This window comes from Clostridium algoriphilum (genome assembly GCF_020443705.1).
Taxonomy (GTDB): domain Bacteria; phylum Bacillota; class Clostridia; order Clostridiales; family Clostridiaceae; genus Clostridium_AD; species Clostridium_AD algoriphilum.
In genome coordinates, this window is sequence record NZ_JAIZZK010000001.1 from 288,630 (window position 1) to 305,370 (window position 16,741).

The window sequence follows — 16,741 nt, forward strand, 5'->3', positions numbered from 1 at the left end:
GGTCTTACTTTTATACTTATCGACTTAGTTTAATATATATTTAATCTACATCCCTACAGTTCCATTCACTAAAGAAATGTTTCAAATACTCCTGCATAAACTCGTGTCTCTCTTTTGCAATAGAGTAACCTGATTCAGTATTCATTAAATCTTTTAGCAATAAAAGTTTTTCATAAAAATGATTAACAGTTGTACCTATATTTTTTTTTATATTGATTAAAATCCATGTACTTTTGTGGTTTAATATTAGGATTATATAGTGCTCTCTCCTTATAGCCACCATAAGCGAAAGCTCTAGCTATCCCTATGGCTCCTATTGCATCTAATCTATCTGCATCTTGAACAACCTTACCTTCTATGGTCTCCTGCTTAGCATTCGTTGTACCACCTTTAAATGACATAGTCCCTATTATATTTGTAATTTTATTAATAGTGGAACTATCCACCCCGAGGCTCCCTAACCATTCTCTTGAAAGTTTAAGTCCAATTTCACTACTACCTCCGTTAAATTTCCAATCTGCAATATCATGCAGTAAGGCAGTTAATTCAACTATGAACATATTAGCATTTTCTTTTTCACCTATAAAAATAGAAGTTTTGTAAACTCTTAATATATGCCACCAATCATGACCTGTTCCTTCTCCATCTAGTTTGTCTTTTACATATTCCTTTGTTTTATTTATAATTTGATTATTATCCATAAAATGCCCTCCAATGTTAAAAATATTAATTAGAACTTAACTTCTCAAAAGTCTATGAATATAATATCACGTATTATATTAACTAGTTTATACAATTCAACCCTCATTCTTACCATTAAATACAAACGCTAAAAGTAATAGTATTATGTTAGTTATGGACATTAGCGCAAAATTCTTTATTGATAGAATGAAAGTTTTACTTTTAACGGGGTTTTGATAAAAAGAATTAATATTTTTACTTATTGGTATTATTGTTAAAATTACTAACAAAGTAACAAAAGGTGTAATTTTTAATATAACTAAAATTATAATATCTAGGTATGCAATATAATATAATGTTCTAAATAAATTAAAAGAAGTTTTTTTCCCTAAAAAGTAGGGTAAGGTATATCTATTATTTATTATATCCTCTTTAAGATCACATATGTTATTAGCAAGCATTATGTTTGCTATACAACTAATTGTAGGAATAGAAATTAAGAAAATATATAATACTTCCACTAGATTAATACTTATGTTTAAAATATTGTTATTATAGATTATAGAAATTATATTTTTATCAAATATATGAATGTAGCAAGATAAAAATAAAATTATAAAGCCCATAAATAATCCGGAAAATATTTCACCCAAAGGCATACGCGAAATTGGAATTGGTCCATATGTATAGAGAATACCTGCTAGGAATGAAATAATACCAATTAAAAGTACAACTAAATTAGTGTTTAAAGTTAATAAAACTCCAAAAAAAATTGCTATTAAAAGCAAAGTAAAAATTATAGCTATAGCTGTTGATTCCTTAATGCCGTATTTAACAATTCTATTTTTGCTTTTACAATTGTCATTATTTAGCGCTTTCTTGTAATCAATATAATTATTTATCGCTGTAGTTGCCATGTCAAATGCTAATAATGATATGCCCATAATAATAAAATTCTTTACAATAAAGGATTTGTATCTATATAAGGAAAAGAGAGTTCCAAGTATAAAGGGTATTATGCTGGCCAATTTAGTTTGTATTTCAACGAATTTAAAAAAACTAGTTAAAGACATTTGAACCCTCCTAATAATTATATTTCTGTTATTTTATTTTGACTTTGAATATAATTCATGGTAACATAATTGTAAACTTATAAATAAATAAAGTTTACAATTATATATATATTACATGCATTAGGTTATAAAACAGTGAAATGCAATTTTCTATATACTAGGGAGGTGTTAATTTTGAAATTATCTACACGGGATCTAATAATTACAGCATTATTTACAGCACTAACAGCAGTAGGTGGAATTATTTCTATACCACTCGGACCAGTACCTATAACGCTGCAATCCTTATTTGTCATTTTGTCTGGACTTATCTTAGGAGCCAAACTTGGTGCTTTATCTCAAATTACATATGTTATTTTAGGCTTAATAGGATTACCTGTCCTTGCTGGTGGAAGTGGAGGATTGGGCTCAGTAGTAAGCCCTACTTTTGGATTTTTAATGGGTTATATTGTTGCAGCTTATGTTATTGGAAAACTCACAGAAAAAAACAAGTCACTTTCTAAAATAATATATTCTGTTATTTTAGGAAGTTTAGGAATCTACGTTATTGGGGTGCCGTACTTTTATTTTATTTTTACAAATTATTTAGGTAAGAGTATAAATTTTTATGCAGCGCTTAAATTTGCGTGTTTACCATTTATACCAGGCGATGTTATAAAAGCAATAATAGCTATAATTTTAGCTAAAAAATTAATTCCTAGGCTATCAAAATATTTAAATTAATAGTAATATACATTAGCTCCTATATACTATTCCCAGGTTGTCCATATCTCTGGTACATATCCAACTGTGGCCTGTTTTCCGTTACGTACTATAGGAGTCTTGAAAAGTTGTGGATTATTTAATAAAATCTCCTCTTTTGTCTCTTCTCCTCTAATCTGATCTAAATTTAATTTTTTATAATCTTTTGCTTTTGTATTAATTAAGTTGTTTAATCCTACAGAATTTTTTACACTATGTAGTTCACCTTTACTTAGACCTTTAATAGTTAAATCTATGAACTGATATTTTATGTTTCTTTCCTTAAAATATCGTTCAGTTTTTTTTGTATCAAAACATTTTTTTGTTCCAAAGAATTGAATATTCATCTGATCAAGCGCTCCTTAAAATGAATTAGTATATCCTTAATGTTACCATCAATTAACGAATTGGTCACTATTTATTAGAAAACTAAAATATTATTATGGCAATTATTACTGTAGCGACAATACCACAGGTGACAGGAATGATATTTTTTCTAGCTACGTCGAATGGTTCAACCTTACAAATTCCCGCAGCGGCAACTACGCTCCAAGGAATTATAGTTCCTCCACCAATCCATATGGTGATAATTTGACCAAATGCTGCAATTTTTACTTTGTCTATGTTAATAGCAGTTGAAAATGTGTTAGCTAATGTGCCAACTAGTGGAAGACCAGCAAAACCTGAACCGCTGAGGCCAAGAAGAGTGCTAACTGCTGTTTGTATACCTATAACAGAGTATTTATTTAATGGTATATTATTAGAAGCATATACACCTATATCACTTAAAATACCTCTAACTCCGTTACCTAATATATCAGTTGCTGTAACATCGCTTCCTAAGAAAAAGAAAGCACCTATAATTATAATTGGTGCAAATATACTTATACCAAAAGTAAAACCATTTTTAATATATATAGTAACATCTCCTAATGCTGTTTTTATATCAGTATGTATTATAGATGAAATTATCATTATTATTGCTGCTGTCCCACCTATTAAAGCTGTAGATTCTGAGCCTATAAATCTCAATTTCTTAATGAATATAATATCTATTATAAATACTAAAGGGGTAGCTATAGCCATTATCTTTGTTCCTATTAACTGCTTTTGCGTGGATTTTTGTTTTCCATTTATGTTTGAATCAACATTGATTTCGATTGTTTTATCTTTTTTCATAAGTATAAATGCTGTAGTTATAGTTACAATACTCATTACGCCCCAAAATGGAAGGCATGCTTTAACAATTCCTAACGCATTAGGCAAGTTAGCAGTCTTAGCAGTTATAGATGGTGCGGCTTGAAGAACAAAATCGCTTGATAAGGCAATTCCATTACCAAATAAACATAAATCTACCGCAGCCCATACAGGAGGTAATCCAGATTGTATTGCTGCGGGCACCATTAAAGCACCTATAAAAACAACAGCAGGCGTTGGCCAAACAAACCATGAAGTTAAAGTAACAGTTATACCAAGAACAAAAAAAGACATGGTTTTATTTATCATTAATTTTTTTATAGGTTTTATAATTAGTTGATCTGCACCTATGTCATTTAATGCACTAGACATTGCATTTACTAATGCAATTACTACAACTATTTCAATAAATTCTTTTCCGGATACCACTACTGCCTTATAAATAATTTGCACAGACTTTAAAATATCACCTGTAAAAATGTAACCTATTACTCCAATGCCTAAAATACATGGAAGAATTACATCTTTTTTAAATGCAATTATTACAATAATTATTAGAATAATGATGATATATGCATAATGAATTACACCTAAATTTACCATGTATTTTTACTCCTCCCATGTATTAATCTTAGTACATATAACTATTTTTGTATTAAATGAATTATATATTTTCTAAACTATAGCCTTATAACAAGTTATTTAAATAATACATTGAATTGAGTATATGCAATATTCAAAGGAAATAATCAACTTTTACTCTTTTAAAAAATCACTAAAATGGAATTCATTATACAACAAAGAGACAAAAAAATATAAACCAGCCTATTGACTGGTTAATTTTTTTTATATTTCATGACTTTAACTAGCATTTATGATAGAATTATGACTAATAAAAAATATTAGAACAAATTATGTCATGTAAATTAAGAAGATATGTAAGGAGGCAAAGATGCTACAAATTTGGGGTAAATTAATTAAAGACAATAGAATAATTAGCGATGAAGTATCAATGTCCGAAATGAAAGATAGTTACCAGGAAAACTTAAAAATGTGTATAACAGAGTTATGTTATAAATTTGATATTGCAACACCCTACTGGTTAAAATCTAATATTAATGAGTATAATAAAAGACGTAAAACTAATTTTGATGAAAACAATTTTATAGAAGAAATTTATTTTGATAAATTTATGATAGAAGAATTAAAAGAAGAACTAAAATCGAACAAAAAATAGTGCATATAAGCACTATTTTTTGTTTGATTTCAAGGGAAATTTTTACTATCAATTTTCATCATAGAAGTCTAGAAAGGAATAATTTTTTTCGTTTTTTTGCCAACCTAATATTAAATCCATATTTACATTATGGGCTGCTCTAAAAATAGATTTGTCAACACCATTAAAAGTTTTCTTTAACTCTTTAACTAAATCTTTAATTTCCTGTCGCTTGTTTCCTATCTTTTTAGCAGCAACCATACATGCACAATTTAAAGGCCATATACCACTATTTTGAATAAAATTTTCTATATGTTCTTCTTCTATATAATAAAGTGGACGAATTAATTCCATTTCTTCGAAATTCTTTGATTTTAATTTTGGTAGCATAGTCTTAAAATTTCCTGAATAAAGTACATTTAACATAGTTGTTTCAATTACATCATTAAAATGATGTCCTAGAGCTAGCTTATTGCATCCTAACGCTTGTGCCTTAGCATATAAGGCTCCTCGACGCATCTTTGCACACATATAACAAGGATAATCTTTAGCTATGCTATCTATTATATCAAATACACTTGATTCAAATATTTTAACGGGTATATTTAAATATTTACAATTATCAATCAAAAGTTGCTTGATATTTTCATGATAACCAGGATCCATAGCAATAAATTCTAATTCAAAATTAACGTTGCCATGACGTTGTAACTCTTGAAATAATTTAGCCATGATTATACTATCCTTACCTCCTGAGATAGCTACAGCAATTTTGTCCCCTGCTTCAACTAAATTATAGTCCTTTATTGCTTTAACAAATTTTGACCATATAGGTTTTCTATAGTCTGTTATAAGGCTACGTTCTATTTCAGTTAGTAATTTTCTTTCATTAAATGGAGCTAAGATTTCACAACCTTCTCCCGCAATATTACCCATAAAATCACCCCTCTTTTACATTAAAGTATTATATCATATTCAAAAGCTTTGTCTTTCAAAAGTAATATATACTATATAATATGCTATTTAAAAGGTTGAATTATATCATTTGGAAAAATGGAGCCATTAAAGGCCGCGAATTCTTCAAAGTTTCCGCTTTCTTTATCATTGATTTGTTTTAAGTTATTAAGATTTATCTCATCGTCACCTATTATCTTTAACACCATAAGAGATGTGACACCAAAGCTAATACCATTATTAATGATGTTTGGAGTACGAGTAAGTTTAGTAGTTGTTTTAATATTAAGTTTAAATTCTTTTAAATCACGTTCTTTTGGAATATCTAAAAAAGTATCTATAGGCTTTTCAAAAAATCCATTAGTTTTGTGATTTTTATTATTCTCACGATAATCAATTATATAGTTAACTCTTATAATGAAGTTGATACTTGAAAATTCAGACCCTAAAGATAGGCGACTCCTGAATTCCGAATGTTGAACAATAATACCCGGTTCAAATTTTATTTTTTCAAACATATAAGAAGAGTTAATATTTTTAGGTAAATTTATATTTATTTTAGTAAAATTAATATTTTCTTTGTATAATGCAAATACTTTTTTTGCCATTATAGTTATTGACTGATTGCTACCTTGTAGATTAGTTATTGCAACTGGCGGTGCATATGTATAGGGAAGGCTCAGTGAAATAACATCATAAGGTTGGCTATTGAGTGTATCCATAAGAATAGAGCCAATTAAAGTATTTGATTCTAAATCAATTATATCAATGCTACCATAACTTTCATTACTTCGGTTAGAAACTAAAAGTTTAGTATTGTCATCAGTTATAAAAAGTCTTGTAGGTTCTGGTTTTGAGGTAAGAATAAAATTATATACTTTGTAATTTTCAGTATTAATTAACTCTATTCTGTTTAATCCTTGGTTTGCTGCATATAAAGTATTGCCTTTTAATACCATTCCAGCTATTAATGATCCTTTGGATAGATTTAAATTGGTAAAAATTTTTAAATCAATATCTATTTTTAATATATTATGTTGCATTGAAATATAAGCCGTTTTATCATCTTTAGATATTAAAAGATAAGCTGGATTAATGCCTAAATTTTCAAATGAATTTATAAGCTTATAACTATCTGTACTATAAATTTTTAATTCCTTCTGTAAAGTATCTAATACATATAATTTAGAACCCTCTTTATTAAGTCTTAAATCAATAATTGCCGAGAATCCTTTAATACTACCTAATAACTTTTCTAGATTAATATCATAGATATTGACTTCAGAAGTATTTGAAACATATATTTTTTTGTTTATGGTATCAATTTGAAAATTACCATTGTTAGGTAAGGATTTTTTTTCGATTTCACCACTAATGCAATTGACAAGTGAAATAGTATTACTCATATCACAAGCAACAGCAATGGTATTGTTATCTTTTAAGGCTAACTTAAATGGCCTTTTTCCAATAGGAATTTCTTTTAATATAGTATTACAAAGACTATCAATTATAGTTAAGGTTCCTTTTTTAACATTAGAAACATAATAAAAACTTTTTTTTATAAGTTCATCTATTTTAATCACACCCTTTACCCTTCTTAATAGAAAATATGATTTAACAATAGATAATATGCTTAAAAACAATAAAGGATTTGGAAATTCCAAATCCTAAAAACTTATGTGGATATTAACTAAACCTTTTCGTAGTTATCAAATTTCCCATTCTTAACAATTTTATACATACCTTTTGGTTTTATACTAATCTTTAGAATTTCATTATTAACAATATCCATATAGACTTCTTTAAATTTAATGGATAGACTGCAACCATATGATATTTTTATTGGGGTTGATACTAATTCAATACTGCAACATTTCTTTATAAGTCGTTGGTACAAAAGTGTTGCAGTATTATGACCTGGGTAAACAACTAAATATTCATTTTCGTCTACTTTCATAGCTATATACATCTCCCTTAAGGCTAATCAAGTTCATAAATCAATTTATATAATAGATAGATTAGTGGACTATTATATAATATGAAAATGTGCTATTAATGTGATATCTACCTTTCAGGCCTCTTTTTTAAAATTCTATCTACAATACCTATGTTTTTTTCGTATTTTAAATCTTGCCTCAATCCCTCTTTTTCGCTAGTTAGTTGCTGTAGTTTATTTTTTAATTGAATTACAACATTATTTTTGAATATTTTCTGTTCCTTTAATCCTTCGCATTCATTAATAAGTTGTTGTGAGGTATTCTTTAATTCATTTATTACTACATCCTTAGATATTTTTTCGCTTTCCATTACTTTTAATTTTTTTAAAGAAGTTTGTTGTATTTCAGCTATTATATTTAATTTCTCTTCGGCTTTTTTCTTTGCATTTGTAATTTTGAAGAAGTTATTATCTGACTCATCTATAATTCTTAGTTTTTGTTGATACTTCATTTGTAAATCTATTAATTCTTTTTCTAAATTTCTATTAGTCTTTTGTAATATTAAAAGTTCCGCTTGAATATCTATTTTGTTTATTTCAATATCATAATCTAATTCAGCTTTTGGTTCTACCCTATTGGTTTCTGGAAGGTAACCTCTATAGTCATCATTCTTGTAGTTAGGTAATAATAAATTTATTTCAGGAGGATTAGTCCCTAGTACATATTTACATTTTATATTATTATTTTTATCACTTAAAGATAAGTATTTATATGTTGAAATTTCATTATTTAATTCGGTATGATGTTTATTAGGTACACTCCATTGTTGTTTATATGAAGATGTGAACACATTTTTACCTTCAGCCCATATTGCCCAAAGGACTCCACTAATTTCAACTAGTAAAAAATTAGTTGGCTTATTGGAGCTTTCATGAATTTTATGGTTTTTCATTTTTCCATCAAGTTCAATCACAACATGTTCTATAAAATACAAAGATCCTTCTTTAGACAAATTCATTATATTTATTTTATCTAAATGTACTAATGTGCAAACATTAATGCTGTTACCGATAATACCATATAATCTTTTTGGAATACTCCATTTATTATTTTTGTATTCTGTGTAATTTATTACGACTTCATTTTCTTCACTCTTAATAAATATTAAGGATAAATTATCATTTTCTAAATACTGCAGCTGATAATGACAAAAGGCCTCTTTTATAAATGGCATAGTATCGATCGTATTAAATGAATTTCCTTCTTTATTTAAGCAAAAATGCATTAAAGAACATTGGGTTTCATTTGTATTATTTTTTCCAATAAAAAATATATGCATTAGTTTACCAATTGTAATTACATTTAATTCAGTCATTTTATACTCTTCATTTCCAAAACTATAAATTGTTTTTCCAAACCATTTATTCTCTTCCCAGACGCAATACTTAAGATTGCTGGTTTTAACACTATATATAATGTAAATTTTGTTATCACTATCAAAATCAACCGTAAAATCTAAAACTTCATTGTCAATTTTGTTTTCTTTAGTCCATTTATCTTCATCATACATAATACTGTACATTAGTTCACTATTATCATTTACATAGAACCTCCATATATGATCTTCGCCATCGTAGAATAAACATGGACTACATATTCTCATATTACTCATCTCCTTATAGAAATTATATTTTATTACAAAGTAATATATAACCTAATAGTTAATATTAGAAGCCATATATAAAGTACATGCATAATATAGTATTGGAAAATTTGAAATTAACACTAATGAACTATTTGTTTTAACAAACAAGTATACCACTCACAACTTATAGTCAAGTGCATACAGTAATATAGAGAACACAATTAGAAGTGTATCACTTGAGATAAAAGGAGGATAATATATGTCTATTACTCGTGATGAGTTTATTGCAAGACCTGGTATTGTTAACAAACAAGGACAACTTCCTGATCCATCTGAACTAGTTTGCGTTGAACTTCCAAAAGTTTTTGATCAGTGCCTAATTAAAAGATGTTTAGTTTATGCTTGTGGACCAGATACTTTAGATACAGACACTGATTTAAGGAGTGACACCCTTAAGGATCCAAAGATATTTACAGGATGCAGGGATTTTCAACTAAAGCTTATTTCAGTAGAAAAAATTCCACTAAAGAAAAATCGTAATTATAAGAAATTAATAATTTGTTTTGTAATTTCATTTTATGCAGATTATGTAGATTGTAATGGAGATACAAAATGTGAGTTTTATGAAATTAATCGTACAGAAGTTATATCGAAATTATATTGCCCAGATTCAATAGCACAAATCTCTGCTAGCTTTGCGTCTGGTGAATCAGAGGATCTTGATTCTGGAATTGTAAAACTTGAATTGGTAGCAGAATGTTTAGATGGATTTTTTTGTAAAGACGATTGTGGTGAAAGCTTTTTAGATATAACTTTAGGATTCCATCTTATTGTAAAATGTGAACTAGTTGTTCAATTATTAATTCCTGCATTCGGTTATTGCCCAGTCCCTTGTGAATGCGAAGAGGAGGATGAAGAAGATCCTTGTGAAAAATTTGATCGGGCTCCAGTTCCAAAATTCTTTCCAGATCAAAAGCTTAAACCTTTGTTTGATAATGACAGTGAAGATAATGACAGTGAAGATAATGAATGTGAGTTTGATTAGTAAGTGACTTATACAAAAACACGAAATAACCATTTATAGGGTTACCTCATAAATAGTAGTATACAAATTCTAATATGCCCTACTTATGTAAGTAGTTCTTATATAATACTTTCAGCTATAGTAGTAAATAATGACCGTCATTGCTGCAATTACTAAAGGAGATAAAAAAGGCTCTATAAAAAAAGGGCCTTTTTCTAATATAAATTGTATCGTTTCAAGATTAACTACATTAGGAATACAAAGCACAAATTTAAATAAGTTCTAATATTTAATATTAGAGTCCATATATATAATATTTGCATAATATAGTATTAGACAATATTTAAAATTAACATTTAGTAATTATTTATATTAATTAACAAAAATATCAATCACAACTTTTAGAGACCAGCATACTATAAAATAGAGAACACGATTAAAAGTGTATCACTTAACATAAAAGGAGGATAATATATGTCTATTACTCGTAATGAGTTTATTGCAAGACCTGGTGTTGTTAACAAACAGGGACACCTTCCTGATCCAGCAGAACTAGTTTGCGTCGAAATTCCAAAAGTTTTTGACCAGTGCCTAATTAAAAGATGCTTAGTTTATGGGTGCGGCCCAGATACGGTAGATACAGATGAAGAATTAAGAAGTGATCCCCTTAATGATCCAAGAATATTCACAGGATGCAGGAATTTTCAACTAAAGCTTATTTCGGTAGAGAAAATTCCACTAAAGAAAAATCCTAGTTATAAGAAAGTAATAGTTTGTTTTCAAATTTCATTTTATGCAGATTATATAGATTGTAATGGAGAGACAAAATGCGAGTTTTATGAAATTAATCGTACAGAGGTTATATCAAAATTGTATTGTCCAGATTCATTAGCACAAATATCTGCTACCTCTGTGGCAACTGGTAAATCCAGTGATCTTGATTCTGAAATTATAAAACTTGAATTGGTAGCAGAATGTTTAGATGGAAATTTATGCAAAAATGATTGTGATGAAAGTGTTTTAGATATAACTTTAGGATTCCATCTTATTGTAAAATGCGAATTAATTGTTCAATTATTAATTCCTGCATATGGTTATTGCCCAATCCCTTGTGAATGCGAAGAAGATATTGAAGTAGATCCTTGTGAAAAGTTTGATAGGTCTCCAGTTCCAAAATTCTTCCCAGATCAAAAACTTAAACCACTATTTGATGATGAATGTGAGGATGATGAATAAAAAACTCTAGAAAAATTTCTAATAATCAGAACATTTAGAGGCCAGACTCATACATTATAGTATAAGAATTCTAATATATCCGACTCATGTAAACAATACATTTGGAATTCTTATACTAAATATAACGAATTAAAATTTAGGAGGAATAAATATATGAATTCAATGTCAAAAGGTAATTGGCAAGATGAAAAAGATTGTGGCTGTAAAAAAGAAAAAGAGGATTGTCGTAAAAAAGAAAAAGAAGATGAAGTTTTATTAAAGTGCAAAACAGGATTCCCAGTAACAATTCCATTTTCTCTTACTACACCTACTAGCTTTACACTTAATACACTCACTTTAAAAATTGAACGTTTTTGTAATCCCTGCATTAAGTTTGAATTTGCAAGCAATATAGTTACTACAGATGCAGAAGTAACTCTTGAATTCCAAATATTGAAGCAATGTAGAAGGCAAACTACTCCAACCGCAATTGGACCTGTATGGATATTTTCTAGAACACCTATTGCTATTGATCCTGCTCTTCCTGTTGGAAATACTGGGGCTGATGCCTTTACTTTCATAGTTTGTGATTGCGATTGTGAAGATGACTCATGTTTCGACGAATGTTGCACCTATACTGTAGTTGTAACAGCTACTGAGACTGGTGCTGCTGGAACCACCGTTATTAACAATCCAACATTTTCAGCTTTAGTAGTAGAAAACAAATGTCATTGCAGCTAATACTATAATATCTAAAAAAGGCTCTATAAAGAGCCTTTTTTTTATAGAGACCTTTTTTCATGTATATTTTTTAAAGCTTTAATAAGTTTTTCAATATCTTCTAAGCTATTAAAATATCCTGGACTTATTCTAACTGTGCCTCTTCGATTTGTACCAATTATTTGATGTATTAAAGGTGCACAGTGAAAACCTGTCCTCACTGCAATTCCTTTTTTATTTAGCAGCTCCCCTACTTCAGACACATCTACATTGTCTATATTTAAAGAAACTACTGCTCCCCTGTTTTTATAATCACATCCCCCGTAAACTTTAATATATGATAATTTACTCAATTCTTTTATTAAATACTCTACTAACATAATTTCATGTTTTCTTATATTCTCTATTCCTACTTTTCTAATAAACCTTATGCCCGCGCATAATCCTGCTATTCCTGGAGTATTTAATGTTCCACTTTCAAATTTATCAGGTAAAAAATTAGGTTGTGTAATCGACAAGGACTCACTTCCAGTTCCACCTTGAATAAACGAATCCAGCTCTATCGTGTCTTTTATATATAAGCCTCCTGTTCCCTGAGGTCCATACAATCCTTTATGGCCTGGGAAAGCTAATAAGTCAATATTATCGCAGGCTACATCGATTGGTATAACTCCTGCACTCTGAGACGCGTCAACCATAAAGATTATTCCTGCTCCCTTAGCAATCTCCCCTATAGCTCTTATATCTTGAATCGTTCCTAATACATTGGAAGCATGGTTTATTATTATTGCTTTGGTATTTTTACGTATGGCCTTTTTTAGGTTATTAATATCCAAATATCCATTTTCATCTACACCAAGAAGAGTAAACGTTACTCCTTTTTTGCTTAGATAATTTAATGGTCTTAAAACCGAGTTATGCTCAATTACTGTGCTAATAACATGATCTCCTGGCTTTAATATTCCTTTTATACCTATGTTAAGGGATTGAGTGGCATTACATGTAAATACAATATTTAATAAATCAGGTATATTAAAAAACTCACTTAGTTCTTGTCTTGTATCCATAATTTTAGATGAAGCCTCAATTGCCATATCATGAGAACTTCTACCGGGATTTCCAGCATAGTTTTCCATGCATCTTAATACTTCAGAATAGACTTCAGGTGGTTTTGGAAAACTAGTTGCAGCATTATCAAGATATATCATATAATCCTCCTATTTAATATATAAAGTTTTATACTTTATACTTTATATATTATAAATACTTTGATATTCATAATAGTATGCTTATTAATGTGTTAATTTTTTTCTATAATATCTTAATATAGATTTTATGTTTAACTCTTAAAAATCATATTGTATGTAAAAGAATTACTAAAATGGAAAAAATGAGCTCCTAATATTAGGAGCTCATTTTTGTAACCATTAGAGATTACTTCGATATTATATAATACATGTAATATGTAATAAAGTTCTTATTAATAATTTTCTATTTATCAAATAGACCGCCAGTTTTTTTAGTGCTTCTTGCTGCCTTGCTTTTTTTCCCAATTACCTTATCAGGTCTTGAAAGCCCGCTTTGCTCAGAACTTTTCTTTTTCTTTTCCTCAATAATTTTTTTCATCATTTCAATAGTATTACTTGACATAAAATTTTTCCTCCTCTTGCAGCGAATTAAGAATGTTTGATAGTATGGAATTTATGTTTAAATCTTAATTTCTACACCCAAACTCAACTTGTTGTTTTCTCTACTAATCAGTTTATCTTAATTCTTATGAAAATTCAATATAATATTTAAAGATAGTAACATTTTTTCAAATGACGTATATTAATTATTCTTATATTTTCAATTATTCAGCATTTGTTAGCAATATTATCCAATTTAATTAGTACATCTTTATATCCGAGTTTTATAATTTGATTATTATATAAATCTTCATAAGTTACTGTGTCAACATCAAATTCCAAAGCTTTTAAATAATTACTTCCATAAAGTTTTTTAATAAATATCTCATAATCTTCTTTTATTAAATTATAATGTCTTTCATCATAATGATACCCCTTTGTATCATTATTTAATTTTTCTATTATCCCATATAACTGATAAATATAACTCATTTCTTTTAAACTGAAAATTTTTGATAAGGCTACAATAGCTTCTGCATAATTAAAGTTCATAGGTATAGGATATATACCTATGTTGTTTTTATCAGTATATTCTTTCATCATCCTCAAACTTTGAAATAGCGTGGTGCATATATCTAATCGTATTATAGTGGCAAACTCACTGAGCCTCAAAGCTTTAGTTCGCTCCTGATACTCTCGATTAGCTTTTTCAATTTTACTTTGCGTCTCAATTGTCATACCTGTGGAATTTTTATTTATAAACCAACTAAAAATGCCACCTAGAATAGCTCCAATTATGATAGAAGTAGATGATATAATTGGATTTAAAAGATTAGCAGGTATAAATGATAATGATTCTAGCATTCAATTCCTCCTTTTTAAAAAAGTATTTTCTACAATATAGTTTCCATACAATCATATTTTATTCGTATGCCTGGACATAACATTTTGTTGAATTAATAATTTATTTAGATAATTTATTTAGATAATATTTTTATGATAGACAAATTGACTAAATGAAATATATTTTGACAAGGTATTGGTAAGTAGAGTATTGTTTATATATAACTTATGCATAAAATTTTTATTTAATATTAAAAATAAATTTAAAGTAAGTTTATTGAAGGAGATTGCAACCTTATGAATGATAACAGAGGTCAAATAAGAAGTAATATACCTATAGGTATTACTGTGGACGTTGTATTAAAGAAAGATCAAAGAACAACTAAACTAACTAGGGGTGTAGTAAAAAGATTATTAACCAACTCAGCCGTACACCACAGGGGAATAAAAGTAATGCTAGAAGATGGTCAGGTAGGTAGGGTTCAAGCTATTATAACAAAATAATAACCCATATACTGAATAAATTCGAATTACTATAATGAAATTTATTTCATAGTAATTTGAATTTTTTAGTTTAATCGAAACTTTTTCTTGCAATTCTAATCAAAATGATATATACTTAAAAAGTTACCTAGTAAAATATCACGTTTATAAAACTACAAATCGATTCCTAATACACCGGAAAATTAGATCATTAAAACGCTTAACAAAAGAAAAGACATGAATTTTATAATCCAATTCTTAAATTCTTACCCTTTTCAATCTAAAACTTCTTAATGAATCCCTAATTAAAATTTTGTTGAATAACGTACTGATAACGCTTATAACATATCTTAATTTGTTATAGCATAATTTTAGACTAGTTTATAGGAGCTAAACAATTAATATTTGTTTTATGCCCCCTATGAATTTACAAGGAGGTGTCTAAATGAGAAAAGATGAATTATTTGAAATTACAGAAGATGTAATAAATGAATGTTTAGAATGTTTAGACTAACAACAAAAAAGCAAATCTATCACTAATGACGTCTAGTGAAGGTTTCTTTTTTTATGTATATTTTTATTAAATTTTAACTTTAATGTTAAATTTAGAGACTAATTTTTAATTTTTAACTTTTAATGTATATTTTAAAATAAATTGTAATATAAATAGAGGGAATTTCTTTTTAGTAGAGAATATATATTAGTAGAGAATATGCATTTAGAAAGGAGTGACTATAATGTTAACGATTTCTTTTATTAGTGGTGAAAGTGAACTATTAGATTTAAAACAATCTGAAAGTGACTTATTTAAAAGTTGGTTTTATAATTTTGAAAACTCGAGGCCTCATGAAGTTAATTCTATGGGTAAGAAATATCTGTTTAATAAAAAAGCAATAGCTTATATTTTGATAGAGCCTTAAGTTCTGGTAATATATCAAAACAATGACTATTTCTTAATATAATTAGAATAAAATAAGAAACCTGCATTTTTTAAGGATGCAGGTTTTTCTATACTCTCTTGATAGCATCTTGGCTGAAAAGCGCAGTTTCCATATATCATTGTAGTTGTGATTCATTAATAACTTTACCATTCATGGGTGGGGAAGGTTCAGTGATGTTTAATAACATAAATTCACTTATAGTCGATGCTTCCTTTATACATTCAGACCTTTCTTTTAATATAAATTGTTTTTGTTTATCACCAAACACTTCTGGAACAATTCCAACATCAGAGATATAATTGGCACACCACATGCCATTGCTTACTAAAGACACTAGTAACATTAATAAAAAAATAATGTTACAACATTTGTATCACATGTGGATAAAGCGCCCTGCACTTTTGTAAAATATTTTTCTGTTACGTATAAACTCTTCTTGAGAA

The 16,741-nt window shown here is 28.1% G+C and carries 19 protein-coding genes; 7 read left to right on the forward strand and 12 right to left on the reverse strand.

Annotated elements, in window-relative coordinates; translation table 11 throughout:
• Nucleotides 1-182: 182 nt before the first annotated feature.
• Entirely contained in the window at nucleotides 183-701 is a 519-nt protein-coding gene (locus LGK95_RS01440; protein ID WP_226121402.1) for an HD domain-containing protein, read from the reverse strand.
• 96 nt (nucleotides 702-797) lie between these two features.
• Nucleotides 798-1,754 (reverse strand): 1,4-dihydroxy-2-naphthoate polyprenyltransferase, encoded by a 957-nt coding sequence (gene menA, locus LGK95_RS01445; protein WP_226121404.1) that lies wholly within the window; start codon nucleotides 1,752-1,754, stop codon nucleotides 798-800.
• Between the two features lie 174 nt (nucleotides 1,755-1,928).
• On the opposite strand from menA, the gene LGK95_RS01450 reads away from it, so the two are divergent.
• A complete protein-coding gene (locus LGK95_RS01450; RefSeq protein WP_226121406.1) occupies nucleotides 1,929-2,477 on the forward strand; it encodes a biotin transporter BioY in 549 nt (182 codons plus the stop codon).
• Nucleotides 2,478-2,503: 26 nt separating this feature from the next.
• Here LGK95_RS01450 and LGK95_RS01455 read toward each other — a convergent pair whose 3' ends face one another.
• Together LGK95_RS01455 and LGK95_RS01460 are read right to left on the reverse strand one after the other, a co-directional pair.
• The gene (locus LGK95_RS01455; protein ID WP_226121408.1) at nucleotides 2,504-2,842 is read right to left on the reverse strand and encodes an arsenate reductase family protein; all 339 of its coding nucleotides are present in this window, start codon (nucleotides 2,840-2,842) and stop codon (nucleotides 2,504-2,506) included.
• 82 nt (nucleotides 2,843-2,924) lie between these two features.
• Nucleotides 2,925-4,295 (reverse strand): TRAP transporter permease, encoded by a 1,371-nt coding sequence (locus LGK95_RS01460; protein ID WP_226121410.1) that lies wholly within the window; start codon nucleotides 4,293-4,295, stop codon nucleotides 2,925-2,927.
• 349 nt (nucleotides 4,296-4,644) lie between these two features.
• On the opposite strand from LGK95_RS01460, the gene LGK95_RS01465 reads away from it, so the two are divergent.
• Nucleotides 4,645-4,929, forward strand: coding sequence for a hypothetical protein (locus tag LGK95_RS01465; RefSeq protein WP_226121412.1), 285 nt, complete (start codon nucleotides 4,645-4,647; stop codon nucleotides 4,927-4,929).
• A gap of 48 nt (nucleotides 4,930-4,977) precedes the next feature.
• On the opposite strand, the gene LGK95_RS01470 is transcribed toward LGK95_RS01465, so the two are convergent.
• The 4 genes from LGK95_RS01470 to LGK95_RS01485 form a co-directional block, all read right to left on the reverse strand.
• The gene (locus tag LGK95_RS01470) at nucleotides 4,978-5,844 is read right to left on the reverse strand and encodes a tRNA 2-thiocytidine biosynthesis TtcA family protein (protein WP_226121414.1); all 867 of its coding nucleotides are present in this window, start codon (nucleotides 5,842-5,844) and stop codon (nucleotides 4,978-4,980) included.
• A gap of 83 nt (nucleotides 5,845-5,927) precedes the next feature.
• Nucleotides 5,928-7,445 (reverse strand): YncE family protein, encoded by a 1,518-nt coding sequence (locus LGK95_RS01475; RefSeq protein WP_226121416.1) that lies wholly within the window; start codon nucleotides 7,443-7,445, stop codon nucleotides 5,928-5,930.
• 107 nt (nucleotides 7,446-7,552) lie between these two features.
• Entirely contained in the window at nucleotides 7,553-7,819 is a 267-nt protein-coding gene (locus LGK95_RS01480; RefSeq protein WP_226121417.1) for a putative Se/S carrier-like protein, read from the reverse strand.
• A gap of 107 nt (nucleotides 7,820-7,926) precedes the next feature.
• On the reverse strand, nucleotides 7,927-9,462 hold the full coding sequence (locus tag LGK95_RS01485; RefSeq protein ID WP_226121419.1) for a hypothetical protein: 1,536 nt from the start codon (nucleotides 9,460-9,462) through the stop codon (nucleotides 7,927-7,929).
• 241 nt (nucleotides 9,463-9,703) lie between these two features.
• On the opposite strand from LGK95_RS01485, the gene LGK95_RS01490 reads away from it, so the two are divergent.
• The 3 genes from LGK95_RS01490 to LGK95_RS01500 all read left to right on the forward strand — a co-directional run bounded on the left by LGK95_RS01490 (nucleotide 9,704) and on the right by LGK95_RS01500 (nucleotide 12,424).
• Nucleotides 9,704-10,489, forward strand: a complete 786-nt coding sequence (locus LGK95_RS01490; protein WP_226121421.1) for a hypothetical protein — start codon at nucleotides 9,704-9,706, stop codon at nucleotides 10,487-10,489.
• A gap of 453 nt (nucleotides 10,490-10,942) precedes the next feature.
• A complete protein-coding gene (locus tag LGK95_RS01495; RefSeq protein ID WP_226121423.1) occupies nucleotides 10,943-11,704 on the forward strand; it encodes a hypothetical protein in 762 nt (253 codons plus the stop codon).
• Between the two features lie 153 nt (nucleotides 11,705-11,857).
• Nucleotides 11,858-12,424, forward strand: coding sequence for a DUF4489 domain-containing protein (locus LGK95_RS01500; RefSeq protein WP_226121424.1), 567 nt, complete (start codon nucleotides 11,858-11,860; stop codon nucleotides 12,422-12,424).
• Nucleotides 12,425-12,465: 41 nt separating this feature from the next.
• On the opposite strand, the gene LGK95_RS01505 is transcribed toward LGK95_RS01500, so the two are convergent.
• The 3 genes from LGK95_RS01505 to LGK95_RS01515 all read right to left on the reverse strand — a co-directional run bounded on the left by LGK95_RS01505 (nucleotide 12,466) and on the right by LGK95_RS01515 (nucleotide 14,895).
• Nucleotides 12,466-13,611 (reverse strand): aminotransferase class V-fold PLP-dependent enzyme, encoded by a 1,146-nt coding sequence (locus LGK95_RS01505; protein ID WP_226121426.1) that lies wholly within the window; start codon nucleotides 13,609-13,611, stop codon nucleotides 12,466-12,468.
• Nucleotides 13,612-13,894: 283 nt separating this feature from the next.
• A complete protein-coding gene (locus tag LGK95_RS01510) occupies nucleotides 13,895-14,053 on the reverse strand; it encodes a hypothetical protein (RefSeq protein ID WP_226121428.1) in 159 nt (52 codons plus the stop codon).
• Between the two features lie 206 nt (nucleotides 14,054-14,259).
• Nucleotides 14,260-14,895 carry a hypothetical protein gene (locus LGK95_RS01515; RefSeq protein WP_226121430.1) on the reverse strand — a complete coding sequence of 212 codons (636 nt, stop codon included), beginning with the start codon at nucleotides 14,893-14,895 and terminating at the stop codon, nucleotides 14,260-14,262.
• Nucleotides 14,896-15,171: 276 nt separating this feature from the next.
• Here LGK95_RS01515 and LGK95_RS01520 point away from each other — a divergent pair, with 276 nt between their 5' ends.
• Nucleotides 15,172-15,378: a YwbE family protein gene (locus tag LGK95_RS01520; RefSeq protein ID WP_226121432.1), complete on the forward strand. Its 207-nt coding sequence runs from the start codon at nucleotides 15,172-15,174 to the stop codon at nucleotides 15,376-15,378.
• Between the two features lie 716 nt (nucleotides 15,379-16,094).
• The gene (locus LGK95_RS01525) at nucleotides 16,095-16,277 is read left to right on the forward strand and encodes a hypothetical protein (protein ID WP_226121434.1); all 183 of its coding nucleotides are present in this window, start codon (nucleotides 16,095-16,097) and stop codon (nucleotides 16,275-16,277) included.
• Nucleotides 16,278-16,413: 136 nt separating this feature from the next.
• Here the strand turns inward: LGK95_RS01525 and LGK95_RS01530 are convergent, their stop codons facing one another.
• Complete coding sequence (locus tag LGK95_RS01530) at nucleotides 16,414-16,641, reverse strand: hypothetical protein (RefSeq protein WP_226121436.1); 228 nt, start codon at nucleotides 16,639-16,641, stop codon at nucleotides 16,414-16,416.
• Nucleotides 16,642-16,741: the final 100 nt, after the last annotated feature.